This is a genomic window from Kitasatospora sp. NPDC051170, assembly GCF_044455705.1.
In the GTDB taxonomy this organism is placed as follows: domain Bacteria; phylum Actinomycetota; class Actinomycetes; order Streptomycetales; family Streptomycetaceae; genus Kitasatospora.
This window is the reverse complement of the sequence record NZ_JBITFA010000011.1, coordinates 59,673-82,102: the sequence shown is the minus strand read 5'-3', so window position 1 is coordinate 82,102 and position 22,430 is coordinate 59,673. Positions and strand designations below refer to the sequence as shown.

The window sequence follows — 22,430 nt, the reverse complement described above, 5'->3', positions numbered from 1 at the left end:
GGCCCGCAGCCGTCGTGCTCAGCCGTCGTGCTCAGCCGGGGTGCGGGGTGGGCCGGGGGGTAGGAAGGCAACGGCCCGGTGCCGGAAGCTCGTCGGGGGATCGGGGCGTCACTCTCAGGTGGACGGCGGCGAGCAGCAGGCACAGCGCGGCCGACGTCGACCAGAGCGCCGTCGTGCCGGCGTGGGCGAGGAGTTGGGTGCCGAGGACGGGGGCGAGGGTGGCGGCGATGCCCCAGCTGGTGCCGAAGACGGCCAGGTAGCGGCCGGCGGCGCCGGGGGGTGCGAGGTCGGCGACCAGGGCGTAGGCACGGCCGATGACCAGCAGGTCGCCGAGGCTCATCACGGCGGCGGCGGCGATCAGGGCGGGCAGGGAGCGCGCGAGCGCGTAGCCGGTGAGCCCGGCGGCGAGGAGCAGGTGGGCCAGGGCGAGGGCGGCGGGCGTCGACAGCCTCTCGATCGCGGGCAGCCGGGTCAGGGGCTGGGCGAGGACGGTGGTGGCCGCGGCGGCGGTGAACAGCAGCCCGGCGTCGGCGGCGGGGCGGCCCTCGCGGGCTAGCGCGAGGGGCAGGGACATCACCGTCTGCTGGTTGATCAGGGCGTAGGCGGTGCCGGTGGCCAGGACGCTGACCAGCCGCGGGTCGCGCAGCGGCCGGATGGGCGGCGCCGTTTCGGCGGGCGGGGAGGCGGGGCGGTCCCGGGGGAGGGCGAGCCGGATCAGCAGGGCGCAGGCCAGGCAGGTGGCGGCGTCGGCGAGGAAGAGCAGCCGCAGGTCCCAGCGGCCGAGCAGCGCCGCGAGCAGTCCGGCGCCCATGGCCCCGGCGGCGATGGCCGCGCTGAACAGGCTGAACGCGCGTACGCGGTGCTGCGGCGGTACGGCTTCGCTGACGAGGGCCTGGCTCGGCGGCTCGTACAGCTCGAAGGCGAGCCCGAGCAGCACCGCGGCCGCGACCGCTGAGGGGAGTGAGCGGGAGGCGGCGATCGCCGCCTGGGCGAGGGCGCAGCCGCAGAGGCCGAGCACGATCGTGGAGCGGCGGCCGATCCGGTCGGCGAGGCGTCCGCCGGCCAGCCGGGAGGGGATGGTGGCCAGGCCGAAGGCGGCCGTGACCAGTCCGGCGGTGGTGAGGCTCGCGCCGTGGTCGGTGCGGATCAGGGCGGTGAGGAAGGGAAGGGAGAAGGCTCCGAGCCGGTTGACGACCCGGGCGAGGAGGAGCAGGCGGACGGTGCGGGGCAATGCCTCGGGGCGGGGCACGGGCGGCCACTCTCTCACGTCACTGGTGAATGGGCTAATGTCAGTGATGGACTGCGGTGATGAGCACCGTAGGCGAGCGAGGGGTAACTGGTCAAGTGTTGTTCGACAGTCACATGCGGGCGCTTCTCGACGCCTCCATCGCCCTCGTCAACGGACTCACCGACGGCGAGGCGCGCGGCCGCGCCTACCTCGCCCCCGAGGGCGCCGAACGCGTGGGCGCCGTCCGGGCCGTCCTCAACGCCGGAGCCGACCTCGGCCCCGAGGCCGCCGACCACCTCGCCGCGACCGCCCGCGCCCTGCGCACCATCTTCGAAGCCGTCGCCGAGGACCGCCTCGACGAGGCCGTGCCCGTGCTCAACGCGATCCTCCAGGACAGCGGCGCCCGCCCGCAGTTGGACCGGGCGCCGGGCGAACCGTGGCAGGTCCACTTCCACGGCGCCGACGACTCGTACGCCGTCGGCTGGCGAGCCGGCTGCGCCACGGGCCTGGCCATGGCCATCGGCGGCGACTACGCCGGCCGCCTCGGCGTCTGCGCGGCGCCGCGCTGCGACCGCGTCTACGTGGACACCTCCCGCAACGCCGGCCGCCAGTTCTGCTCCACGGCCTGCCAGAACCGCGTCAAGGCCGCCGCCTTCCGCGCCCGCCGGGCCGGATAGGGGGCGTGTTCCGATGAGCAGGGCTTAGCATCGGCGGGTGATCATCTGGCTCAACGGTACTCATGGCGCGGGCAAGACGACGACCAGCGCGCTCGTGCGGCAACTGATCCCGGACTCACGGGTGTTCGACGCCGAGAAGGTCGGCGAGACGCTCATGGACATCACGCCGGGCCTGCCCGAGACGGACAACTTCCAGCACTGGCCGCCGTGGCGCTCGCTCGTGGTCGAGACCGCGCGCCGGGTGCTCGAGTACACCGGCGGCACGCTGGTCGTCCCCATGACCGTCCTGGTCGAGGAGTACTGGCGCGAGATCAGCGACGGCCTGGCGCAACACGCCATCCCGGTACGGCACTTCGTCCTCCACGCGGACCGGGCGACCTTGCGCGGGCGCATCGCGGGGGACGTCGTGGTCGGCCCCGACTCCCCGTTCCGGCTCCGCCATCTGGAGCCGTACGCGGAGGCGGCGCGCACCTGGCTGCACGCCGAGGCCGAGGTCGTGGACACCACGCACCTGGCGCCCGCCGAGGTGGCGCGGCGGATCGCGGAGGCTCTCAGGGGCTGAGGGTCTCCCGCTCGGCGTTGGCGACGACGGTGGTCATGGTCTCCAGGAAGCGATGGACCGTCTCCAGTTCGGCTGGGTCGAACTCGCCCATGGCGGCGACCAGTTCGGCGATCAGGCCGCCGAAGAAGCCCTGGCCGAGGTCCATCGCCCGCTGCTCGACGGTGAGGCGAACGCGGCGGCGGTCCTCGGGGTCGCGGTCGCGGCGGACGAGGGCGAGGCGTTCCAGGCGGTCGACCAGGGCCGTGGTGCCGGCGGAGTTGAGGTGCAGCGCCTCGCCGAGGCGCCCGGGGGTGACGACCCGGCCCGCGCGGGCGGCGTCCAGGAGGTGGATCAGGGCGCGCAGGTCGGTGGGGTGGAGGGCGTTGCGGGAGGCGAACTCGGCGCCGAACAGGTCGAGTTCGACGGTGAGTGTGCGCATCAGGTGGACCAGCCGCATCGGGTCCGTCGGCTCGGGGTGTGCTGGGGCTTCGGGCACCCTGTTCTCCGTTTCCGGGCACGCGTGTGCCACTATTCTCTCGCTGAGCGAGATACTTGCTCCGCGAGTGATTCCATCATGCCCTGATGCTTCGCTGTGGAGGCCCACCGTGCCGGTTCCATCCTCCTTCCCCGCCTCCTCCGTTCCCGCCCCCTCCTTCCTCGCCGCCTACGACGCCCTGCTCGCCCGCTGGCCCGTCCCGGTCGAGGCGATCGACGTCCGCACCGCCCACGGCAGCACCCGGATCAACGCCTGCGGCCCGCGCGACGGCCGCCCGCTCGTCCTGCTCCACGGCGGCGGCGCCACCTCCGCGATGTGGTTCGCCAACGCCGGCGCCTGGGCCCGGGCCGGCCACCGCGTCCTCGCCGTCGACCTCATCGGCGACCCCGGGCGCAGCGTCCACGACGGCGACCGGCTCGCCGGCGTCCCCGGGCTGCTCGGCTGGCTGGACGCCGTGCTCGATCAACTCGAGGTCCCCGGAGCCGACTTCTGCGGCCACTCCTACGGCGCCTGGATCGCCCTCACCTACGCCCTGCACGCGCCCGCCCGCGTCCGGCGGCTCGCCCTGCTCGACCCCACCCAGTGCTTCGCCGGCTTCCGCCCCGGCTACCTGCTGCACGCCCTGCCGCTCTTTCTCCCCGGCCGCACCCCCGACCGGGCCCGTACCTTCCTGGACTGGGAGTGCGGCGGCGCCGACCGCCTCGACCCCGACTGGCGCGAGCTGTACGCCCTCGGGTACGCCGACTTCCCCGCCTCCCGCGTCGTCACCGGCCCCCGCCCGGCCGCGGCCCGCCTCACCGCCCCCGTACTCGCCCTGTTCGCCGAACACGGCCGCGCCCACGACTCCCGCCGCGTCGCCGAAGCGGCCCGCGCCACCCTGCCGGAGGCCACCGTCGCCGTCGTGCCGGGTGCGACGCACCACAACCTGCCGATGGCCGCGGCGGCGGAGGTCAACGAGCGCGTGGCCGCCTTCCTGGCGGAGGGCCGCTAGGATCGGCGCGTTCGTTGCGCGGGGGAGGGGAGCTGCGGTGGGGGAGAAGGGCGAACTCGGCGCTGTGTGGCGGGGTTTGAGGCACAGGAAGTCGGCGGGCCCGACTTCCTGTGCCGGACGGCCCGGACGGACCGGTGGCTCATAGGGCGATCGGACGGTACGCGAGGGCCCGGTCGACGATCTGCTCGGCTGACGTCAGTTCCGATCGCAGGTCCACGGCACGGAGTACGGCGTGGGGCTCCGACAGCGGGACGGCAGGACGGCGGCGGATGCTCAGGCGGGGCCCAGCGCCTTTCCGTAGACCGCGGAGGTGCGGCGGACCGTCATGCCGACCCGCTGGTAGAGGGAGAGCGCGCCGGTCTCCGAGTGGGTCCACAGCGTGCAGGTGCGGTGGCCGCGGCGGTGGAAGGCGCGGAAGGACTCCTGGAGGAGCATGCGGGCGATGCCGCGGTTGCGGTGGTCCTTGCGGACCGCGACGCGTTCGACGTAGCCCTCGTCCGTGCCCGGGACGTCGAGGGACAGGACGGCGCCGACCATCTCGTCCCCGGCGAACGCCACCGGGGAGAACTCCGGGGCGAAGGTGTCGAGTTCGACGGTGTGCCGGGCCCACTCCTCGTACGGCTTGCGGCGCTTCTGCCACTCGTCGAACGCGTCCTCGGTGAGCCGGTACGCGGCCCGCTCGTCGCCGGGCCGGAAGCTGCGCAGGGTGATCCCGGGCGGCGGGGCCGGCACCACCGGCTCCTCGCGCAGCGCGATCTCCAGCAGCCACTGGGCGACGAACGGCTCGTACCCGCGCGAGCGCAGCAGTTCCACCGCCGCCCGGTCGCCGTCCGACACCGTCTGGCTGAGCCGCTCGCCGCCCGCCCGGCGCGCCCGGGCCTCCGCCCAGTCGAGGAGGGCGCCGCCCAGGCCCCTGCCCCGGTGTCCGGGGTGCACGTCCACCTCGCTGCGCCGCCCGCCGTGCACCCAGGCCCGCCCGGCGAGGCGCCCGGCCGCGTCGTGCACCAGCAGCGTGTCGACGGCCGGGTCGAGCCCGGGCAGGGTGAGGTCGGCGGCGATGCGGTCGGGCTCGGTCTCGGGGTGGCCCAGGACGGCGCGCTCGCAGGCGGCCACCAGGTCGTGGATCGCGCGGGCGTCGGCGACGGTCGCCGCCCGCGAGCGGTAGGGGGGCGGGAGAGGAGAGGGGGAGGACGGATCAGCCATGATCCGACTCTCCGCCACCCGGCCGCGCCCTGTCGACCGGAATGCGCGATCGAGACGGTCGGTCAGATGACCGATGTGCGTTCCCTCGGGCCGCTGGAAGTCTCTGACGGTCCAGGCGTGGCGCGCCGCCGACAGCGGCCAGATCCTCACCTCCGAGAGCCTGACCCACGCCGCCGAGTCCACCGCCCCCAGGACGTGCCCCGCGGCAACGACGTCACCAGCCCGTCCGCCCCGCGCGTCGACTCCGAGCCCGACGGCGTCGGACTCACCGTCCGCGGCGGCGACTTCTACGACATCCAGGGCAATCACCACCGGAACAACATCATCCACCACATCACCGACCACTACGGCTGAAGCCCGGCGGCGGCCAGTGGTGGCCCAGTGGGATCGTGGGAAATTGGCCCGTTCGCCGGGCCAATTTCCCACTACCGTAGGCGCCATGACAACCAGATCCACCGCCCCCGACCAGCCCGTGACCCTCGCCGACGCCCCCACGCGCCAGGCCCGCAACTCCGCCGCCTTCTGGGCCGCCACGGGCCTCGGCCGGGGGCACGAGGTCATCCGGCGCCGAGGATTCCTCGCGGTCGAGGGCGACGAGCGCACCGGCACCCGCATCCTCGTCCAGGAACCCGACCTGGCCGCCGACGAACTCGCCGAGCTCACCGACCTCGTCCGCCGCGCCGCCGGCCCCGTCACCGCCGAGGACCCGTACAGCTCCACCGACCTGGGCCACCTGCCCATGCGCAACTGGCAGATGCCGATCATGCTGCGCCGCCCCGCGCCCGTCGCCGCCCCCGCCCTGGACGTCATCCGCGCCCGGAAGCCCGAGGACCTCGAGGCCGCCGAACGGATCGTGATCGACAGCTTCGACCTGGACGGCTTCCAGCCCCACCGCGGCGGCGAACTCTTCCCGCAGGCGCTCGTCGAACAGCCCGGCGTCGACGTCTTCCTCGCCTCGATCGACGGCGCCCCGGCAGGCGCCTGCATCAGCGTCGTCGCCGACGGCATCGGCAGCCACTACTGGGTCGGCACCTCCTCCGCCTTCCGCTCCCGCGGCGCCGGCCGCGCCGTCATGCTCGGCGCCCTCGCCCACATGGCCGACCACCCCGCGACCCTCACCGCCTCCAAGCTCGGCCGCCCCCTCTACGAGTCCCTGGGCTACCAGCTCGCCTCCCCCTCCACCTGGTGGGCCTCCCTGAGCTGACGCGGCCCGGCAACAGAGGTGACAGGACGCCCCGCTGCTGGTAGGTCATACGACCATGGATCCGGCAGTGGGAGTGGTTCTGGGCGCCCTGATCGGGGCGGGCGGCACGGTCATCACCACGGCCGCGGCGGCGCGAACAGCCCGGGCGACCATCAGGGCGCAGGGGGAAGTGCAGAAGGGCCAGTGGCTGGACGACAACCGCCGCGAGGCCTACACCGAGTTCCTCGGAGCGGCCACCGACCTCCACGGAAGCTGGTGGCGGCTGGCCGAGGCGATGGCCGACAGCACCTGCGGCGAGGAGGACCGCCAGAGCATCGTCAGCCGGAACTACGAGCTGTGGAAGGCACTGCAACGGGCCCACGCCCTCGTCCGGATCATGGGCCCCCAAGGCGTCGCCGAGCACGCCGAGGCCGTCTTCGGGACCCTGACCGACATGGACAACGCGGGCGCGAGCTGGCACGGCAAAGCCCGCAGGGGCGAAGCGGAGGCCGCCGAGCAGCGCCGGCAGGCCTTCCTCATCGCCCACGCCGCCTACGACGTGACCGCCTTCACCACAGCCGCGAGCAGCGCCCTCAGCGGCTAGACACGCCCCGGGCGCAGGAAGTCGGCGGGGCCGACTTCCTGCGCACCTGTCGGTCCGGCTACCCGGCTACCGCTATGGAGCGTCGTTCGGAGTGCCGGCCCGTCCGCCTCGGCCACGCGCCGGGCGGTCCAGGAGGACCATCGCCGCGCCGAAGGCCGACACGCCCGTGAGCAGCGCGGCGGCGAGCATGACGACCGCCCACTGCCCGACGGAGTCGGCCCGGGGGCCGAGCCCGAGGAGCCGCCAGAGGGGGTCCCGCAGGGCCAGCGCGACCGGCAGGGCCGACGCGGCCGCGGTGGCCGCGATCCGGGCGGCCCGGCGCGCCCCCGACACGGGGCCGGGCGCGGCGATCCGCAGGACGCCGTTGCAGATCATCAGGAAGGCGAAGGTGCCTCCGGCGAAGACCGCGGCCTCCACCGCGAAGAGCAGGGCCCCGGGCCAGCCCTCGCCGGAGGCGAGCCCGGCGGCGACCAGGAGGCCGGCGGCGAGGGCCGCCGTCGCGGCGAGCGCGGTGAAGCGGCCGCGGACGAAGCCGGGTACGCCGCCGAGGCCGGTCAGCCGGGCGAGCCCTTGGCCCACTCGCGGGTGACGGTGGGTGAGCAGGGCGACCAGGGGAGCCACGTCGTCCAGCCAGTCCCCGTCCGGGCGCGCCGTCGCCGGGAGCAGCCCGGCCGCCCGGCGGTGCAGGAACAGGCAGAGTGCCGTCACGGCGGTGAGCACCGCCAGGGACGCGATCAGCCAGGGGGTGCCGCCGTTCCAGAGTCCGCGGTCCGCCCGCACGGCCACTGCCGCCCAGTCGGTGGCGAGCGTGGCGCCGACGAGCAGCGTGCCGACCAGGGCGGTCCGCAGCAGCTGCCCGACCCGGTGGCACGGTAGCGGCCGGTCGCGGCGGCACAGCGGCATCCGGCCCGCGCCGAGCGCTCCGAGCAGCGGGACGAAGAAGAGCGTGAAGGTCACCACCGCGTCGTACGGGTCGTCCTGCCAGGGGCTGCCCGCCCGTACCGCGCGCACCTGGGTCGTCAGGTAGGCGAACGCGGTGAAGGCGGTGCCGGCGGCCGTGGACGTCCACAGCGCCGTGGCCGCGGCGGACCGGGCCGGGTGCCCGACGGGCAGTTGACGGTGCGTCATCGTGTCTCCCATGGCGCAGATAGTACACACTGCGTAGTACGTGGCGCGTAGTTCACGTCGCGTAGTATGGTGCGCCGTCAGGACCGGAGGAGGGAACATGCAAGCCAACGACGCCCAGACGCTGGTGCTCTGCGCACTGGCCGACGGGCCTCTGCACGGATACGCCGTCAACACGGCGATCGAGGAGCTGACCGGGGAGCGGCTCGGGCCCGGCAGCCTGTACGGGGCACTGGCCAGACTGGAGTCGAAACGGCTCGTCGAGGCGCTCGACGGGCAGGGCCGCCAGCGCCCGGTCCAGCTGACACCTCTGGGCCGCGAGGTCCTGGAACGCGAACTGCGCGCCATGGCCCGGGTCGCGAACGCGGGGCTGCGGAGCCTGGGGGTGAACCCGGCGTGAGCCTGGTCGCCCGGAGCCTGGTCAGGCTCTACCCGGACGCCTTCCGAGAGCGCTGGGGATCGATGGTGGAGGACGAGGCGCGGGGCGCGGGCTGGAAGTCCTGGCCCAACCTGATCGCGGGCATCGCGGACATGTGGCTGCACCCGGCCCACTGGCCCGCCGACTCCCCGGCCCAGCGCCAGCGGAGGGTGGCCACCATGGGCATCACCGTCGCCCTCACCGCCTGGTTCCTCAGCCACCTGGCCGCCGAACAGGCCGGCCCGCTGCCCGCCGACGGCGTCCGGGAGTGGGTCACGCACGGCTGCACCACCCTGTTGCTGCTCGGCATCGCCCTCGTCGCCCCGCGCCCCCGGCCCACGTTCAACGCCGCGCTCACCCTGCTCGGCTGGGCCGTACGCCGCCTCGCCGCACCGACGGCCCTCGGCACCGCCGCCGTCGTCCTGGTGCACGGCGGTCTCGACGCCGACGCCTCGCCGCCCACCCTGCGCACCGCCGTGCTCGCCGCCTGGTGGACCGCCCTGGGCCTCGGCGCGATCCAGATCCCCCGCATCTTCACCGGCGTCGGCGCGGACGCCGTCGTGCCGCCGGGCACCGGCCGCCTGCGCGCCGGCGTCCGGACCCTCGCCGCCGCCAGCGCCACCGGCGGCGCGACCATCCTCGGCCTCTCGGTCACCAGCGGCGGGTTCCACCCGCTGGGCGCCGCGATCGGTGCGGGCCTGCTGGCGCTGACGGCGGTGTGCGCGGGCACCCTGCGCGACCTGCGCGACCTCCCGCCCGCCCCGTCGAGCAGCACGGCACGCCCCTGACGTTCCCCGGCCTCGGCCCGCCGGGTCCGGCGGGCCGCCCCTTAATTTCGACCTGGACGGTGCCCATGCCCGATCTGCTCCGCGCCCTCTACACCCGCCGCCTGCGACGCGGGGTCATGGCGGGCCCGCTGCCCCGGCACGTCGGGCTGATCATGGACGGCAACCGCCGCTGGGCGCGGCAGATGGGCATGGCCGGCCCCGGCGCCGGCCACAAGGCGGGCGCCGAACACGTCGAGGAGGTGCTCTCCTGGTGCGAGGCGCTGGGCATCGAGCACGTCACCGTGTTCGTGTGCTCGACCGAGAACCTCCAGCGCAGGGAAGACGCCGAAGTCGCCCACCTGATGCGGCTGATCGAGCAGGTCGTCCTCGACCGCCTCCTCCGCCCCGACCCCCGCTGGCAGGTCCACCTCGCCGGAACCGCCGACGCGCTGCCCGACAGCACCGCCCACGCCCTCAAGGAAGCCGTCGAGGCCACCCGGACCTGCACCACCGGCGCCCACGTCACCCTGGCCATCGGCTACGGCGGCCGCCAAGAGGTCGTCGACGCGGTACGCGACCTCATGCACGCGCGAGCCGAAACCGGCGCGTCACTGACCGAGGTCGCCGACACCCTGACCGTCGACGACATCACCCCTCACCTCTACACCGCCGGCCGGCCCGACCCCGACCTCGTCATCCGCACCAGCGGAGAGCAACGGCTCTCCAACTTCCTGCTCTGGCAGAGCGCCTACTCGGAGCTGTACTTCTGCGAGGCGTTCTGGCCCGCCTTCCGCGAAGTCGACTTCCTGCGCGCCGTCCGCAGCTTCGCCGCCAGGCAACGGCGCTACGGCGGCTGAGTGCGGGAAGTCGGCGGGACCGACTTCCCGCGCTACGGGGTTGTCGCGCGGGTGCGGCACTGGGTGAGGGCGTAGGTGAGGCGGGGGTCGGGGGAGGGCTGGGTGAGGAGGAGTTCGCCGGCGGCGACGAGGGTGGTCCAGTAGCGGGTGGGGTCGCCGGTGCGGGCGAGGGGGCGGGCGGCGGTGAGGGAGAGGTAGGCGGTGGTGAGGTTGCCGGTGGTGAACCAGCGTGCCAGGCCGTGCTGGTGTCCGGCGCGGATGCCGCCGAGGGCGTCGATGGCGGTGAGGAAGAGTTCGATGATCGCGAGTTCGCGGTCGTCGAGCTGTTTGGGGATGTCGAAGATGCCGAGGGCTTCGAGGAGTTCGCCGGTGTCGGCTTCGGAGCCCGGGCGGGGGCTGGCGAGGAGGGCGTCGTAGCAGTCGTCGAGGCGGCGGTTGGCTTCGGCGGCGGGGATGGCGAGGGCCGCGCAGACGGCGCGGGCCGAGCGCAGGGGTTGGCGGGTGCGTCGGGCGAGGTTGGCGTAGACCTCGGCGGGGGTGGAGCCGGTGTCGAAGAGATGCCGTGCAGTGAGGGCGAGTCGCATGACGGTGTCGCCCCTCAGGCAGCGGGGGCGATGGTCGCCCAGACAAACTTCCCGATGCCACCGACCCGGGGGCAGCACCCCCAGCGCTCGGAGAGCTCGTTGACGAGGAACAGCCCACGCCCGCACTCGTCGTCGGGGTTCGACGGCCGGAGGGTGGGGCGACCGGAGCTGGCGTCGTGCACTTCGAGCCGGAGGAGGTCCCCGGTGAGGGAGATACGGATCTCGATGCGGCGGTCATCGGGGGCGTCGGAGTGCTGGACCGCGTTGGCGAACAGCTCGCCGAGCAGGAGCTCGGCAACATCGCGGTAGCAGTTACCGGAGGGGGGCCCGGACAGGTAAGCCCGGAGCAAGCACCGGGCCTGGGGCGTGGATTCGACACAGGAGTCGAGGCGGGCGGCGAACTCGCGGGGGCGGCAGCAGGTTTTGAGCATGGCGAAGTTCCTCAGGGGCAGGTGGGGGAGCGCGGGGTAGCGCGCGAATCGCGCCATGCGCAGCGTCACTCCGATCCGTAGCGCTACGACTACCCGGGGTGCTCACTTTCCTCTAGGCTTCGGAGCTGTTCAACTTGTCGCCATTGTTTGATTGGTGGGGTGAACCGCCGTGAACAAGCGGGAACTTGATCCGCAGGCATCCCCTGCGGCTGAGTTCGGGGCATTCCTTCGTGAGTTTCGCGAGCAGCGAGGCTGGATCCAGGAACAGCTTGCAGAGCTGGCCGGTTGCACGTCGTCCCACATCTCCGCTCTCGAAAATGGTCGCAGAAGACCAACTCAACGAATGTCGACAGCACTTGACAGGGCGTTCGGCACATCGCAGGCGGGCACGTTCAAGCAGCGGGCAAGTGGTGTCAAGCACAGCGCCCTGCTGGAAGGGTTCGGTGAGTTCGTCACCCAAGAGCGTCGGGCTGTCGAACTGAGGCTCTTCGAGGTGGGAATCGTGCCGGGGCTTCTGCAGACGAGGGATTACGCAACCGCCATCGCGGCGGGCGCTGTGCGTCGGAGGGCCATCACCAAGGAGCAGGCTGATGAGCGGGTGCGTGTCCTCATAAACCGCCAGGTTGGCGTCTACCGGGAGCCGCCGCCGATGATTCACGTGGTCATGGACGAGAGCTGCATTCGCCGGATCGTGGGCGGGGCTGCGGTGATGGCGGCGCAGCTGGACCATCTCGTCGGCTTCGCCGGCGAGCCCAACGTGAGGCTCCAGGTCGCCCCGTTCCTGCTCGGCGAGGACAGGGCGTTCGACCTTCCGGTGTCCATTCTGACGCTGCCGGATCGATCGCTGATCTCGTATGCCGAGAGTGCGCACCAGGGACGTTTGGAGCGGGACAGCGGCGCGGTGACGGCCGAGTTGGCGGCCTACTATCAGCTTCAAACGCATGCTCTATCACAGGCGGACTCGGTGGCGATGATCCGCGAGGTACGGAGGCAACTATGACCCTCGACTGGTTCAAGTCCAGCTACAGCAGCAACGGTGGACAGTGCATCGAGGTATCCAACAGCGTGCCCGGTGTCGTCCCCGTTCGTGACTCCAAGGACCCTGAGGGTCCCGCCCTGGCCTTCCCCGCCAACGCGTGGCAGGCGTTCGTGACCGCTGTACAGGCCGGCGAGTTCGGCGCCATCTGACGAAGGACGCGACTTGCTTGAGACCCCGCTGCTCACCGATGAGCAGCGGGGCCTTCTGCGCTGCTACATCCTCCAGACGAACGTCTCCGAGCTCGTCGTCCAACGTCGAGCTCCTATCCTCCTGCGCATGAGCAACAGCGCGGAGAAGTCCCGGTCAACGCCGCTCCACTCAGTGTCCGTCGCCGGGGTGGTGGTGCGGGAGGACGGCCGCGTGTCGGCGATTCGGCGGGCTGACAACGGGACTTGGGAGCCGCCGGGTGGCGTCCTGGAGCTGGACGAGTCCGTCGAGGACGGGGTGTGCCGCGAGGTCTACGAGGAGACCGGGATCAAGGTCGGCGTCGAGCGGCTGACCGGCGTCTACAAGAACGTGAGTCGGGGGATCGTCGCCCTCGTCTTTCGTTGCCGGCCGGAGAGCGAGGCGATGCGCCTCTCGGAGGAGTCGGTCGAGGTCGCCTGGCTCACGCCGGACGAGGTCTCCGATCGAATGGCCGAGGTCTACGCCGTACGTGTCCTGGACGGGCTACGGGATGACGCCGCGCCAAGCGTCCGAACACATGACGGCAGGCACCTGCTGTGACAACGGCGGCTGTTCGAGGCCCCGCTGCTACTTCCTCGCGTTGGTGCGGCGGGTGGGTTCGGCTGTTGTCGGGTCTTCGGGCCAGGGGTGGCGGGGGTAGCGGCCCCTGAGATCTGCGCGGACGGCTTTGTAGCCGGTGTGCCAGAAGGAGGCGAGGTCGCTGGTCACTGCTGTGGGGCGGCCGGCGGGGGAGAGGAGGTGGATGGTCAGCGGGACGCGGCCGTTGGCGAGGGTGGGGGTGGTGGTCCAGCCGAAGAGTTCCTGCAACTTCACGGCCAGGACCGGGGGGTTGGTGGTGTAGTCGAGGCGGATCTTGGAGCCGGTGGGGACGGTGATGCGCTCGGGGGCCAGTTCGTCCAGGCGGCCTGCTTCTCCGGTGGTCCAGGGGAGGAGGCGTTGGAGCGCCGACGTCGTGTCTATGCGGGTGAGGTCGGAGCGGCGGCGGGCGCGGGAGAGTTCGGGTTCTAGCCACTCGTCGGCTCGGGCCAGGAGGGCGGCGTCGGAGACGTCGGGCCAGGGGGCGCCGAGGGTGGTGTGGAGGAATGCCAGGCGCTCGCGGAGGTTGCTGGGGAAGGTCAGGAGGGTGCTGACGCCTTCGCGGGTGAGGCCGTCGAGGAGGGCCTCGCGGATCTGGGCCGGGTCGGGGCGGTTGAGCGGGGAGGAGGAGAGTTCGACGGCGCCCAGGGAGTCGACCTGACGGGAGACGACGTCCCCGCGCCGGGGGTCCCATTGGACTTCGGCGCGCTGCGTGAGGAGGGGTGCTCCGGCGAGGCGGGCGGTGTCCTCGTCGAGTGCGGCCGCGTGGCGGATGCGGGCGGACGGCGATCCCGCCGGGCGGTCGGCGACGGCCACGGCGAGCCAGGGGAGGGCACCGAGCCGGGTGTCCGGGGGGAGTTCGGCGGCGGTGCCGGAGGCCATGAGGTAGGGGCTGCGCTCGCCGGGGGCGGGCTTGTCGACGCGGGCGCGGGCGATGCGTTCGGGGAAGGCGAGGGCGACGACCAGTCCGGCGGCGGTGGGGTCGGGGAGAGAGGTGGCCGGCTCGTCGGAGGTGGCGCGGAGAAGGCGGCGGACTTCGTCGCGCCAGCGGCCCGCGTAGGGGTCGTTGGAGGAGCGGACCGTACGCCAGACCGCCCCGAGGTCGTCGCCCAGCGCACGCGGGGGTTCCTCGGAGAGGAGCGCGACGACTTCGGCGGCGCGGCGGGATCCGACGGCGGGGGCCCCGTCGAGCAGGGCCCGGGCGAGGCGGGGGTGCAGCCCCGTACGGGCGAGGCGGACGCCGCGCGCGGTGGCACGCCCGTCCGGGGTGACGGCGCCGAGGGCGAGCAGGGTCTGCCGGGCGGCGGCCATGGCTCCGGCGGGCGGGGCGTCGGGCAGGGCGAGGCCGGCGGCGTCGGGGTCGCCCCAGCAGGCGGCCTGGAGGGCGAAGGGGGTGAGGTCGGCGAGGGCGATCTCGGGGGTGGGGAAGCGGGCGGCGCGGGCGTCCTCGGCCTCGTGCCAGCAGCGGTAGACCGCGCCGGGGGCCTCGCGGCCGGCGCGGCCGGCGCGTTGGCGGGCGGCGGCGAGGGAGGCGCGGACGGTGACGAGGGAGGAGAGGCCGCGGGCGTGGTCGGTGCGGGGTTCGCGGGCGAGGCCCGCGTCGACGACGACCCGTACGCCCGGGACGGTGAGGGAGGACTCGGCGACGGCGGTGGAGAGGACGACCCGGCGGGAGGCCGACGGGGCGAGGGCGGCGTCCTGGACGGACTGCGGGGCGCGGCCGTGGAGTTGGAGGACGTCGTAGGGGAGGTCGGACAACTGCCCGGCCACGCGGGCGATCTCGCCGACGCCGGGGAGGAAGCAGAGCACGTCGCCGGAGCATTCGCCCAACGCCCGCCGCACCACCGAGGCGACGTGGTCGAGCAGCGCGTAGTCCACCCGCGTCCCGTGCGCGGGCCGCACCGCCCGCGTGGGCGGTGCCCACACCACGTCCACCGGGTGGGACACCCCGTGCGCCTCCACCACCGGTGCCCCGCCGAGGAGTTCGGCCCAGGCGGCGGTGTCGGAGGTGGCCGAGGCGCAGACGAGCCGCAGTTCGGGCCGCAGCGCCGCCCGTACGTCGAGGAGGAAGGCGAGCGCGGTGTCGGCGTCGAGGTGGCGTTCGTGGTACTCGTCGAGGACGACGACGTCGACGCCCGGCAACTCCTGGTCCCGTTGGAGCCGTTGCAGCAGCACGCCCGTCGTGACCACCTCGATGACGGTCGAGGGCCCGACCTTACGGTCCCCGCGCACGGTGTACCCGACCTCGCGCCCGACGGAGGAGCCGAGCAGCCAGGCCATCCGCCGGGCGGCGGCCCGGACGGCGAGGCGGCGCGGTTCGGCGACCAGTACCCGCCGTACGGGCCCGCCGGAGAGCAGCCCCGCCAGGGCCAGCGGTACGAGCGTGGTCTTGCCCGTCCCGGGCGGCGCCGCGAGCACGGCGACGCCGCGCGAGTCCAGCGCCTCGTGCAGCGCGGGCAGGGCGTCGCGGACGGGCAGTGAGCGCCACGCAGGGTTCACGGACGCTCCGCCACGAAGATCGCCGTCCCCGGGAGGAGCCGCCCGCGCAGCGGGGACCAGCCGCCCCACTCCTGCTCCAGCCCCTCGGGCCACTCGGGCTCGACGAGGTCGACCAGCCGGAACCCGGCGCCGACGAGCTCCCGCACCCGGTCCCCGACGGTTCGGTGGTGCTCGACGTAGCTGGCGCGCCCCTGCTCGTCCTCCTCCACGTACGGGGTGCGGTCGAAGTAGGAGGAGAGCACCGTGAGCCCCTCGACCCCCGGCTCGTCGGGGAACGCCCAGCGGATCGGGTGGGTCACCGAGAACACCCACCGCCCGCCGGGCCGCAGCACCCGGTGCACCTCGCGCATCAGGGCGGCGGTGTCGGCGCTGAAGGGCACGGCCCCGTACGCGGAGCAGGCGATGTCGAAGGACTCCGAGGCGAACGGCAGCACCGCCGCGTCGGCCTGGACCACCGCGACGGGCGTGACGCCCCGCGCGAGGTCGATGCGCAGGGAGTGCTGGAGCTGGCGGTGGGAGATGTCGAGGGCGACGGGCCGGGCGCCCTGGGCGCGCAGCCACCGCGAGCACTGGGCGGCGCCGGCGCCGATCTCCAGGACGTCCTTGCCCTCGACGGGGCCCAGCAGGTGCGCGGAGGATTCGTCGAGGCCCTCGGGGCACCAGGTGAAGCGGTCGTCGCCGAGGAACTCCCCGTGCTCGTCCTGGTATTCGTCGGCGTTGCGGTCCCACCAGTGCCGGCTCGCACGGCTGCTCTCACCGGCTCCGGCCTGCCGCCGTACCGCGTCGTCGCCGTCGTCGTCAAGATCACGGAACTCGGACGGGAGTTCGGGCTGGGGGGTGGTGGCCACGGTGATAATGCCCATCGCGTAGGGTGTGGTCTGCGGAAGCGCCGCTGCCGCGACCCGGCCCGTGAGGGTCGGAGTCCTGGTGGTGGCATCCGGGGAAAGGGCCCCTCCAGGGCGTCGCCGCAAGGTGCGCCATCGGAGGATATGGCCTGATCCGTACCGGGCTCCACCGTCTTGCCGACCTTCGGCATTGACCGTGCCCGGCCGTCCCCGTATGCTACAAGTTGCGCTGCGGGCCTGCGCGCCTCGGACGGAGCAGGTCGCGCTCGCATTCTGTCGAAGACCCCACGGTCGCAAGACGGACGCCGGTTCTCGCTATGGCGAAGACCCCGGTGTGCCGTTTTCTTGGCTGTCCGGCTTTCGGTGGGAGCGATACGGGCCCTCCGCGTGGCATTACCTACGACTTCATGTCCGTACCGGAGCCCTTTTCCTAATGACGAGCCCCACCGACTCCTCCCTCAGCACCACCCCGCAGGTCGCGGTCAACGACATCGGCGACGCGGAGGCGTTCCTCGCCGCCATCGACGAGACCATCAAGTACTTCAACGATGGCGACATCGTCGAGGGCGTCATCGTGAAGGTCGACCGTGACGAGGTCCTCCTCGACATCGGTTACAAGACCGAGGGCGTCATCCCGTCCCGCGAGCTCTCGATCAAGCACGACGTTGACCCGCACGAGGTCGTCGCCGTCGGTGACAACATCGAGGCCCTGGTTCTCCAGAAGGAGGACAAGGAGGGTCGTCTCATCCTGTCCAAGAAGCGCGCTCAGTACGAGCGTGCCTGGGGCACGATCGAGAAGATCAAGGAAGAGGACGGCATCGTCACCGGTACCGTCATCGAGGTCGTCAAGGGTGGTCTCATCCTCGACATCGGCCTCCGTGGCTTCCTGCCGGCCTCGCTCGTCGAGATGCGCCGCGTCCGCGACCTCCAGCCCTACGTGGGCAAGGAGCTCGAGGCCAAGATCATCGAGCTGGACAAGAACCGCAACAACGTGGTCCTGTCCCGCCGTGCCTGGCTGGAGCAGACCCAGAGCGAGGTCCGCCAGACCTTCCTCACCACCCTGCAGAAGGGCCAGGTGCGCTCCGGCGTCGTCTCCTCGATCGTCAACTTCGGTGCCTTCGTGGACCTGGGTGGCGTCGACGGCCTCGTGCACGTCTCCGAGCTGTCCTGGAAGCACATCGACCACCCGTCCGAGGTTGTCGAGGTCGGCCAGGAGGTCACCGTCGAGGTTCTCGACGTCGACATGGACCGCGAGCGTGTCTCCCTGTCGCTGAAGGCGACCCAGGAGGACCCGTGGCAGCAGTTCGCCCGTACCCACCAGATCGGCCAGGTCGTTCCGGGTAAGGTCACCAAGCTGGTTCCGTTCGGTGCGTTCGTCCGCGTGGACGAGGGCATCGAGGGTCTGGTCCACATCTCCGAGCTGGCCGAGCGCCACGTCGAGATCCCGGAGCAGGTCGTCCAGGTCGGCGACGAGATCTTCGTCAAGGTCATCGACATCGACCTCGAGCGTCGTCGCATCAGCCTGTCGCTCAAGCAGGCCAACGAGGCCCTGGGTGCCAACCCGGCCGAGGTCGAGTTCGACCCGACCCTGTACGGCATGGCCGCCTCGTACGACGACCAGGGCAACTACATCTACCCGGAGGGCTTCGACCCCGAGGCGAACGACTGGCTGTCCGGCTTCGAGAAGCAGCGTGAGGAGTGGGAGCGCCAGTACGCCGAGGCGCAGACCCGCTTCGAGCAGCACCAGGCCCAGGTCATCAAGAGCCGCGAGGCCGACGCCCAGGCCGCTGAGGAGGGTGGCGACGCCGTCGCCGCCGCCGCGGGTGGCTCGTACTCGTCCTCCAGCGACGAGGGTGCCGGCGCCCTGGCCTCCGACGAGGCCCTGGCCGCCCTGCGCGAGAAGCTGGCCGGCGGCCAGAGCTGAGGCTCTCGCTTCCCGCTCGCTGACAGCGTCTGCTGATAGCTAGGGGAGGGGCCCCATTCGGACTTCGGTCCGAGTGGGGCCCCTTTTCGTTTTCCCGGTTTTCGTTTTCCCGGTTTTCTTATGTGTGGTTTATGTGAAGGAAAGTGTGACATGAGGCTCATCGCCCTTCTCTAGGTCGGGAGTTCGGTTCCACCTACATTGAGGTGAACTGCCCGAAAGGCTCCTCATGCGCAACCCCTCCTCCGCCGCCCCCGCCGCCGTGGTCGGCGCCGTGGTCGGCGGCCGCCTCGCGGCGATCGGCCGGTTCTGCTTCCGCCACCGCCGCTGGGTGCTCGGCTTCTGGGCCGTCGTCCTGGTCGCCGGCGTGCTGATCGGCGGCCGGGTGTTCGAGGGGTCGGTGGCCGGGGCCTCCTCCGCCAGCTCCGAGGCCGACCGGGGCGCCGCCGTCACCGCCGCGGCCGACCCGTCCGAGGGCACCGTCACCGCGGTCGTGGACGGCAAGCAGGCCGGCAAGCCGCTGAGCGACCCCGCCGTGCGCGCGGCCGTGGAGAAGGCGACCGCCGAGATCACGGGCCTGCCCGGCGTCTCCTCCGCACTCGACGCGTACGGGACCGGGCCGGCCCCCGCCGCCCTGCGCTCCGCCGACGGCGCGGCCGGCCTGCTGACCGTACGGATGGCGGACGGCGCCACCACCGCGCAGACCGACGCCGTCACCGCGCGGCTGGCGGCGCTGGACGGCGCGGGCGGCGCGCACGTGACCGTCGGCGGGGACCTGGTGCTCCAGCAGGAGGTCAAGAAGCAGACCGAGCGGGACACCCGCTTCGGCGAGATGGTGACCCTGCCGCTGACCCTGGTCGTGATGGTGCTCGTCTTCGGCGGCCTCGCGGCGGCCTCGCTGCCGGTGATCGGGGCGGTCGCCTCGGTGGGCGGGGCCCTGCTGGCGATGTTCGGGTTCAGCCGGATCATGGACATCGACACCAGCGTGCTGCCGATCGCCACCGTGCTCGGGCTCGGGCTCTCCATCGACTACGCGCTGCTCATGGTGAATCGTTTCCGCGAGGAACGGGGCCACGGCGCGGGCATCGCCGCCGCCGTCGAGCGGACCGCCGCGACCGCCGGACGGACCGTCGCCTTCTCCGGACTGACCGTGGCCGTGGCGCTCTCCGGCCTGTTCGTCTTCACCAGCCCGGTGCTCGGGGCGGTGGCCGCGGCGGGCGTCAGCGTCGTCGTGATCGCCGTGGCCGCCGCGCTGACCCTCATCCCCGCGCTGCTCGGCTTCGCCGGCTCCAGGATCAAGGCCCCGGCCAAGCCCGTCTCGGACGAGGGCTTCTTCAGCCGGACGGTGCGGCGGGTGAGCAAGCGGGCCGTGCCCGTCTCGCTTGCCTGCGTCGCGCTGCTGATGGCGGCCGGGGCGCCGTTCTTCCACGCCGAGATGCGCAGCTCCGGCGCCGCGGTGCTGCCCGCCTCCTCGGCGGGGCGGCAGGTCGCCGAGACCGTCGACCAGCGCTTTCCGCAGGCGGCCGCCGCGCCGATCACCGTGGTGGTCGAAGGCGGGGCGCAGGCGGCCCAGGCGTACGCGGACGACGTGGTCGCCGAGCTGCCCGGGGTCAGCGGGGTGCGGGCGGTGACGCCGGTGAGCGACTCGGTGTCGACCGTGGACGTGCTGGTGCCCGGGGATCCGCAGGGCGCCGGAGCCAAGCGGGTGGTGGACGAGCTGCGGGAGCACCGGGGCGGGCTGACCACGTACGTCACCGGCGGCGCGGCCTCGGTGGTGGACTTCCAGGACGAGCTGTCCTCGCGCGGCCCCTGGGCGCTGGGGCTGGTCGCGGCCGGGACGCTGGTGCTGCTCTTCCTGATGACGGGCTCGGTGGTGATGCCCGTCAAGGCCCTGCTGATGAACCTGCTCTCGCTGGGCGCCTCGCTCGGCGCGCTGACGCTGGTGTTCCAGGACGGCTGGTTCAGCGGGCTGCTCGGGTTCAGCCCGACGGGCGGGCTGGAGACGTTCATCCCGGTGCTGGTGTTCGCCTTCGCGTTCGGGCTTTCGATGGACTACGAGGTGTTCCTGCTCGCCCGGATCAAGGAACTGCACGCGCGCGGCTACGGCTGCCGGCGCGCGGTGGAGCTGGGGCTGCAACGCAGCGGTCGGATCATCACCTCGGCGGCCCTGCTGATGGTGATCGTCTTCGCGGGCTTCGCGGCCGGGGACATGCTGATGGTCAAGCAGATGGGCATCGCCCTGGCCGTGGCCGTGGCGGTGGACGCCACCCTGGTGCGCTCCCTGCTGGTGCCGGCGGCGATGACGTTCTTCGGCGAGTTCAACTGGTGGGCCCCGGCCCCGCTGCGGCGACTGCACCGGCGCTTCGGGCTGAGCGAGCACGTGGAGCTGCCGGAGCTGGGGGGCGAGGGCGGGGCGGCGGCGATTCCGGCGCAGCGTCCGGCGAAGGACCTGGTGGAGGTCTGAGGAGGCGGCGGGCACTACCCGAGTAGTGGCACTACTGGAGTAGTGCCACTACTCGGGTAGTGCCGCCGTCACCCGTACGGGTGCACTACGTGCGTAGTGCCACTACGCACGTAGTGGCACTACTGCGGTAGTTCCAGCGCCCGAACAGCGGCGAACAGTTCGGCCGCGCAGTCCTCGATCGAGCGGTGGGCGGTGTCGAGGACGAGGTGGTCGCGGTCCCAGGGCTCGTACGGGCGGGTGGTGACGGCCGTCCAGTCCGGGAGCACGAGGCCGGGGACGTCGACGGTGCGCTGCTCGGCGCGGCGGCGGTGCTCGGCCGGGTCGGAGCAGACCGTCTCGGCCTCCAGGCAGCGTGCCCCGGCCCGTGCGGCGACGGCGCGCCAGGCGTCGCGGGTGACGGCGAGCGGGTTGACGGACTCGGCGACCACGGTCAGGCCTTGGCGCAGGTGTTCCCCGGCCAGGGCGTGGGCGACGACGTAGCCGACCGGGCCGAGGGGTGCGGCGAGTTCTCCGGAGTCCAGCAGGGCCTGCTCGATGGTGTCGACCCGCAGGTGGACGGCGCCGGTGCGGCGGGCGAGGGCGCGGGCCAGGGTGGTCTTTCCGGTGGCGGGCAGGCCGCCGAGGACGATGAGCACGCGGTCCATCCTGCCGCAGGGCCCGGCGCGCGGAACAGGCGGTTACGGGCAGGCTGCCCGGAGCAGGGCGAGGCGGCTGGCGGTGCGGTCCAGGTCGCGCTGGAGCGGGGAGCCGGGGTCCAGGCCCGTCATCGGGTCGGCGCCGATCAGGACGAGCCGGAGGTCGCGGTCGCAGCAGACGTCCACCAGGTTGGCGAAGCGCTGGCGGCCGTCCGGACCAACCTCGGCGAGCGGCGGGACGCCGTCCAGGACGAGGGTGGGGAAGCGGTCGGCGAGAGCGAGGTAGTCGGGGACGGAGGTGCGGCCCTCGCACAGCGCCTCGAAGGAGAACCAGACCAGGCCCTCGCGTACGGCCCGGGCGGGCAGCTCGCGCAGGTGGGCCCGTACGGGGGTGGCCTCCTCGGGGGCGGGCGGGGTCAGCCCGGCGGCCGGTTCCTGGCCGGGGCGCAGGACGGCGCCGGTGGTGAAGCGCGGGGCGGGTGCCTCGGGGTGGGGTCCTGCCGGGGCGAGGCGGCGGAAGTCGACCGGGCCGGCGACGTCGAGGACGTCCATCCGCTCCTCGATGAGCTCGATGGTCGGCTCGAAGAGGTGGTGGTGGATCGGGTCGGGCAGCAGGCCCGCGGGCGGGTAGTTGGACGTGGTGATCAGGGTGATCCGGCGTTCCAGCAGGGTGCGCAGCAGGCGGGCCATGAGCATCGCGTCGCCGGCGTCGTGGGCGTGGAACTCGTCGAAGACCAGGAGCCGGCAGTCGCCGAGCAGGTCGTCCACGGCGCGGTCGACGGCGGAGGCGTCCGGGGCCGTGGCGCCCGGGGAGCCGTGGTGGGCGACGCCCTCGTGGAGGCGGCGGAAGAAGTCGTGGAAGTGCAGCCGGCGCTTGCGCGGGGTGGGCAGGCCGTCGAGGAAGGTGTCGACGAGCCAGCTCTTGCCGCGCCCGACCGGCCCCCACAGGTAGAGGTGGCGCGGCGGGCGGCGCAGGCGCCAGGCGGGGCGGGCCAGTTCGCCCGCGAGGCGGGCGAGCCGCTCGGCGGCGGCCTGCTGGGCCGGGGCGAGGGTGAACCCGCGCCGCTCGGCGGCGCGGCGGAAGTGCTCGCGCATGGCCTGGTGCTGCCGTTCTGCCCGGTCCGTCACGTCGCTGGACCTTAGCAGGGGGTGGAAGCGCC

24 protein-coding genes are annotated in these 22,430 nt (G+C 73.0%); 14 read left to right on the top strand and 10 right to left on the bottom strand.

The features are described from left to right. Window positions 1–31: 31 nt before the first annotated feature. Complete coding sequence (locus ACIBCA_RS22945; protein ID WP_396284813.1) at window positions 32–1,249, bottom strand: MFS transporter; 1,218 nt, start codon at window positions 1,247–1,249, stop codon at window positions 32–34. Between the two features lie 113 nt (window positions 1,250–1,362). Between ACIBCA_RS22945 and ACIBCA_RS22940 the strand changes: the two genes are divergently transcribed. Both ACIBCA_RS22940 and ACIBCA_RS22935 read left to right on the top strand, forming a co-directional pair. After that, complete coding sequence (locus ACIBCA_RS22940) at window positions 1,363–1,905, top strand: CGNR zinc finger domain-containing protein (RefSeq protein WP_396284812.1); 543 nt, start codon at window positions 1,363–1,365, stop codon at window positions 1,903–1,905. Window positions 1,906–1,942: 37 nt separating this feature from the next. Then, window positions 1,943–2,467, top strand: a complete 525-nt coding sequence (locus ACIBCA_RS22935; RefSeq protein ID WP_396284811.1) for an AAA family ATPase — start codon at window positions 1,943–1,945, stop codon at window positions 2,465–2,467. Here ACIBCA_RS22935 and ACIBCA_RS22930 read toward each other — a convergent pair. Continuing rightward, window positions 2,457–2,903, bottom strand: coding sequence for a MarR family transcriptional regulator (locus ACIBCA_RS22930; RefSeq protein WP_396285010.1), 447 nt, complete (start codon window positions 2,901–2,903; stop codon window positions 2,457–2,459). The two genes, ACIBCA_RS22935 and ACIBCA_RS22930, sit on opposite strands and share 11 nt — an antisense overlap. A 148-nt stretch (window positions 2,904–3,051) precedes the next feature. Between ACIBCA_RS22930 and ACIBCA_RS22925 the strand changes: the two genes are divergently transcribed. Continuing rightward, the gene (locus ACIBCA_RS22925) at window positions 3,052–3,933 is read left to right on the top strand and encodes an alpha/beta fold hydrolase (protein ID WP_396284810.1); all 882 of its coding nucleotides are present in this window, start codon (window positions 3,052–3,054) and stop codon (window positions 3,931–3,933) included. 273 nt (window positions 3,934–4,206) lie between these two features. Here the strand turns inward: ACIBCA_RS22925 and ACIBCA_RS22920 are convergent, their stop codons facing one another. After that, on the bottom strand, window positions 4,207–5,136 hold the full coding sequence (locus ACIBCA_RS22920; RefSeq protein WP_396284809.1) for a GNAT family N-acetyltransferase: 930 nt from the start codon (window positions 5,134–5,136) through the stop codon (window positions 4,207–4,209). A 195-nt stretch (window positions 5,137–5,331) separates the two neighbouring features. On the opposite strand from ACIBCA_RS22920, the gene ACIBCA_RS22915 reads away from it, so the two are divergent. The 3 genes from ACIBCA_RS22915 (at window position 5,332) to ACIBCA_RS22905 (ending at window position 6,923) form a co-directional block, all read left to right on the top strand. Beyond that, window positions 5,332–5,490: a hypothetical protein gene (locus tag ACIBCA_RS22915; RefSeq protein ID WP_396284808.1), complete on the top strand. Its 159-nt coding sequence runs from the start codon at window positions 5,332–5,334 to the stop codon at window positions 5,488–5,490. Window positions 5,491–5,575: 85 nt separating this feature from the next. Then, window positions 5,576–6,340 carry a GNAT family N-acetyltransferase gene (locus tag ACIBCA_RS22910; protein ID WP_396284807.1) on the top strand — a complete coding sequence of 255 codons (765 nt, stop codon included), beginning with the start codon at window positions 5,576–5,578 and terminating at the stop codon, window positions 6,338–6,340. A gap of 67 nt (window positions 6,341–6,407) precedes the next feature. After that, on the top strand, window positions 6,408–6,923 hold the full coding sequence (locus tag ACIBCA_RS22905) for a hypothetical protein (protein WP_396284806.1): 516 nt from the start codon (window positions 6,408–6,410) through the stop codon (window positions 6,921–6,923). A gap of 72 nt (window positions 6,924–6,995) precedes the next feature. Here the strand turns inward: ACIBCA_RS22905 and ACIBCA_RS22900 are convergent, their stop codons facing one another. Beyond that, window positions 6,996–8,063: a hypothetical protein gene (locus ACIBCA_RS22900; RefSeq protein WP_396284805.1), complete on the bottom strand. Its 1,068-nt coding sequence runs from the start codon at window positions 8,061–8,063 to the stop codon at window positions 6,996–6,998. A gap of 85 nt (window positions 8,064–8,148) precedes the next feature. On the opposite strand from ACIBCA_RS22900, the gene ACIBCA_RS22895 reads away from it, so the two are divergent. The 3 genes from ACIBCA_RS22895 to uppS are packed head-to-tail and all read left to right on the top strand — an operon-like array spanning window position 8,149 to window position 10,090. Further along, window positions 8,149–8,448, top strand: a complete 300-nt coding sequence (locus tag ACIBCA_RS22895) for a PadR family transcriptional regulator (protein WP_396284804.1) — start codon at window positions 8,149–8,151, stop codon at window positions 8,446–8,448. Next, complete coding sequence (locus ACIBCA_RS22890; protein WP_396284803.1) at window positions 8,445–9,254, top strand: hypothetical protein; 810 nt, start codon at window positions 8,445–8,447, stop codon at window positions 9,252–9,254. The genes ACIBCA_RS22895 and ACIBCA_RS22890 overlap by 4 nt, the downstream gene beginning before the upstream one ends. 59 nt (window positions 9,255–9,313) lie before the next feature. Beyond that, window positions 9,314–10,090, top strand: coding sequence for a polyprenyl diphosphate synthase (gene uppS / locus ACIBCA_RS22885; protein ID WP_396284802.1), 777 nt, complete (start codon window positions 9,314–9,316; stop codon window positions 10,088–10,090). A 32-nt stretch (window positions 10,091–10,122) separates the two neighbouring features. Here uppS and ACIBCA_RS22880 read toward each other — a convergent pair whose 3' ends face one another. Both ACIBCA_RS22880 and ACIBCA_RS22875 read right to left on the bottom strand, forming a co-directional pair. Next, on the bottom strand, window positions 10,123–10,674 hold the full coding sequence (locus tag ACIBCA_RS22880) for a hypothetical protein (RefSeq protein WP_396284801.1): 552 nt from the start codon (window positions 10,672–10,674) through the stop codon (window positions 10,123–10,125). Window positions 10,675–10,688: 14 nt separating this feature from the next. Then, a complete protein-coding gene (locus ACIBCA_RS22875; protein WP_396284800.1) occupies window positions 10,689–11,174 on the bottom strand; it encodes an ATP-binding protein in 486 nt (161 codons plus the stop codon). A 100-nt stretch (window positions 11,175–11,274) separates the two neighbouring features. Between ACIBCA_RS22875 and ACIBCA_RS22870 the strand changes: the two genes are divergently transcribed. From ACIBCA_RS22870 to ACIBCA_RS22860, 3 genes are all read left to right on the top strand, one after another. Further along, on the top strand, window positions 11,275–12,105 hold the full coding sequence (locus ACIBCA_RS22870) for a Scr1 family TA system antitoxin-like transcriptional regulator (RefSeq protein WP_396284799.1): 831 nt from the start codon (window positions 11,275–11,277) through the stop codon (window positions 12,103–12,105). After that, a complete protein-coding gene (locus tag ACIBCA_RS22865) occupies window positions 12,102–12,293 on the top strand; it encodes a DUF397 domain-containing protein (protein ID WP_396284798.1) in 192 nt (63 codons plus the stop codon). The genes ACIBCA_RS22870 and ACIBCA_RS22865 overlap by 4 nt, the downstream gene beginning before the upstream one ends. A 115-nt stretch (window positions 12,294–12,408) precedes the next feature. After that, window positions 12,409–12,870, top strand: a complete 462-nt coding sequence (locus ACIBCA_RS22860) for an NUDIX hydrolase (protein ID WP_396285009.1) — start codon at window positions 12,409–12,411, stop codon at window positions 12,868–12,870. Window positions 12,871–12,897: 27 nt separating this feature from the next. Here the strand turns inward: ACIBCA_RS22860 and hrpB are convergent, their stop codons facing one another. Further along, entirely contained in the window at window positions 12,898–15,405 is a 2,508-nt protein-coding gene (gene hrpB / locus ACIBCA_RS22855) for an ATP-dependent helicase HrpB (protein WP_396284797.1), read from the bottom strand. After that, window positions 15,402–16,268, bottom strand: a complete 867-nt coding sequence (locus ACIBCA_RS22850) for a class I SAM-dependent methyltransferase (protein WP_396284796.1) — start codon at window positions 16,266–16,268, stop codon at window positions 15,402–15,404. Before ACIBCA_RS22850 ends, hrpB begins: the two co-directional genes overlap by 4 nt. Before the next feature lie 415 nt (window positions 16,269–16,683). Here ACIBCA_RS22850 and rpsA point away from each other — a divergent pair, with 415 nt between their 5' ends. After that, the gene (gene rpsA / locus ACIBCA_RS22845; protein ID WP_396284795.1) at window positions 16,684–18,174 is read left to right on the top strand and encodes a 30S ribosomal protein S1; all 1,491 of its coding nucleotides are present in this window, start codon (window positions 16,684–16,686) and stop codon (window positions 18,172–18,174) included. A gap of 226 nt (window positions 18,175–18,400) precedes the next feature. Next, on the top strand, window positions 18,401–20,635 hold the full coding sequence (locus ACIBCA_RS22840; RefSeq protein ID WP_396284794.1) for an MMPL family transporter: 2,235 nt from the start codon (window positions 18,401–18,403) through the stop codon (window positions 20,633–20,635). Between the two features lie 119 nt (window positions 20,636–20,754). Here the strand turns inward: ACIBCA_RS22840 and ACIBCA_RS22835 are convergent, their stop codons facing one another. Both ACIBCA_RS22835 and zapE read right to left on the bottom strand, forming a co-directional pair. After that, window positions 20,755–21,270 carry an AAA family ATPase gene (locus ACIBCA_RS22835; RefSeq protein WP_396284793.1) on the bottom strand — a complete coding sequence of 172 codons (516 nt, stop codon included), beginning with the start codon at window positions 21,268–21,270 and terminating at the stop codon, window positions 20,755–20,757. A 42-nt stretch (window positions 21,271–21,312) separates the two neighbouring features. After that, window positions 21,313–22,398 (bottom strand): cell division protein ZapE, encoded by a 1,086-nt coding sequence (gene zapE, locus ACIBCA_RS22830; RefSeq protein ID WP_396284792.1) that lies wholly within the window; start codon window positions 22,396–22,398, stop codon window positions 21,313–21,315. Window positions 22,399–22,430: the final 32 nt, after the last annotated feature.

Excerpts from the sequence above, each read along its gene's own strand:
- ACIBCA_RS22940 (WP_396284812.1), top strand. The coding sequence starts at position 1,363 with ATGCGGGCGCTTCTCGACGCCTCCATCGCCCTCGTCAACGGACTCACC.
- ACIBCA_RS22930 (WP_396285010.1), bottom strand. The coding sequence starts at position 2,903 with ATGCGGCTGGTCCACCTGATGCGCACACTCACCGTCGAACTCGACCTG.
- ACIBCA_RS22920 (WP_396284809.1), bottom strand. The coding sequence starts at position 5,136 with ATGGCTGATCCGTCCTCCCCCTCTCCTCTCCCGCCCCCCTACCGCTCG.
- ACIBCA_RS22910 (WP_396284807.1), top strand. The coding sequence starts at position 5,576 with ATGACAACCAGATCCACCGCCCCCGACCAGCCCGTGACCCTCGCCGAC.
- ACIBCA_RS22900 (WP_396284805.1), bottom strand. The coding sequence starts at position 8,063 with ATGGGAGACACGATGACGCACCGTCAACTGCCCGTCGGGCACCCGGCC.
- ACIBCA_RS22895 (WP_396284804.1), top strand. The coding sequence starts at position 8,149 with ATGCAAGCCAACGACGCCCAGACGCTGGTGCTCTGCGCACTGGCCGAC.
- ACIBCA_RS22880 (WP_396284801.1), bottom strand. The coding sequence starts at position 10,674 with ATGCGACTCGCCCTCACTGCACGGCATCTCTTCGACACCGGCTCCACC.
- ACIBCA_RS22865 (WP_396284798.1), top strand. The coding sequence starts at position 12,102 with ATGACCCTCGACTGGTTCAAGTCCAGCTACAGCAGCAACGGTGGACAG.
- ACIBCA_RS22850 (WP_396284796.1), bottom strand. The coding sequence starts at position 16,268 with ATGGGCATTATCACCGTGGCCACCACCCCCCAGCCCGAACTCCCGTCC.
- rpsA (WP_396284795.1), top strand. The coding sequence starts at position 16,684 with ATGACGAGCCCCACCGACTCCTCCCTCAGCACCACCCCGCAGGTCGCG.
- ACIBCA_RS22840 (WP_396284794.1), top strand. The coding sequence starts at position 18,401 with ATGCGCAACCCCTCCTCCGCCGCCCCCGCCGCCGTGGTCGGCGCCGTG.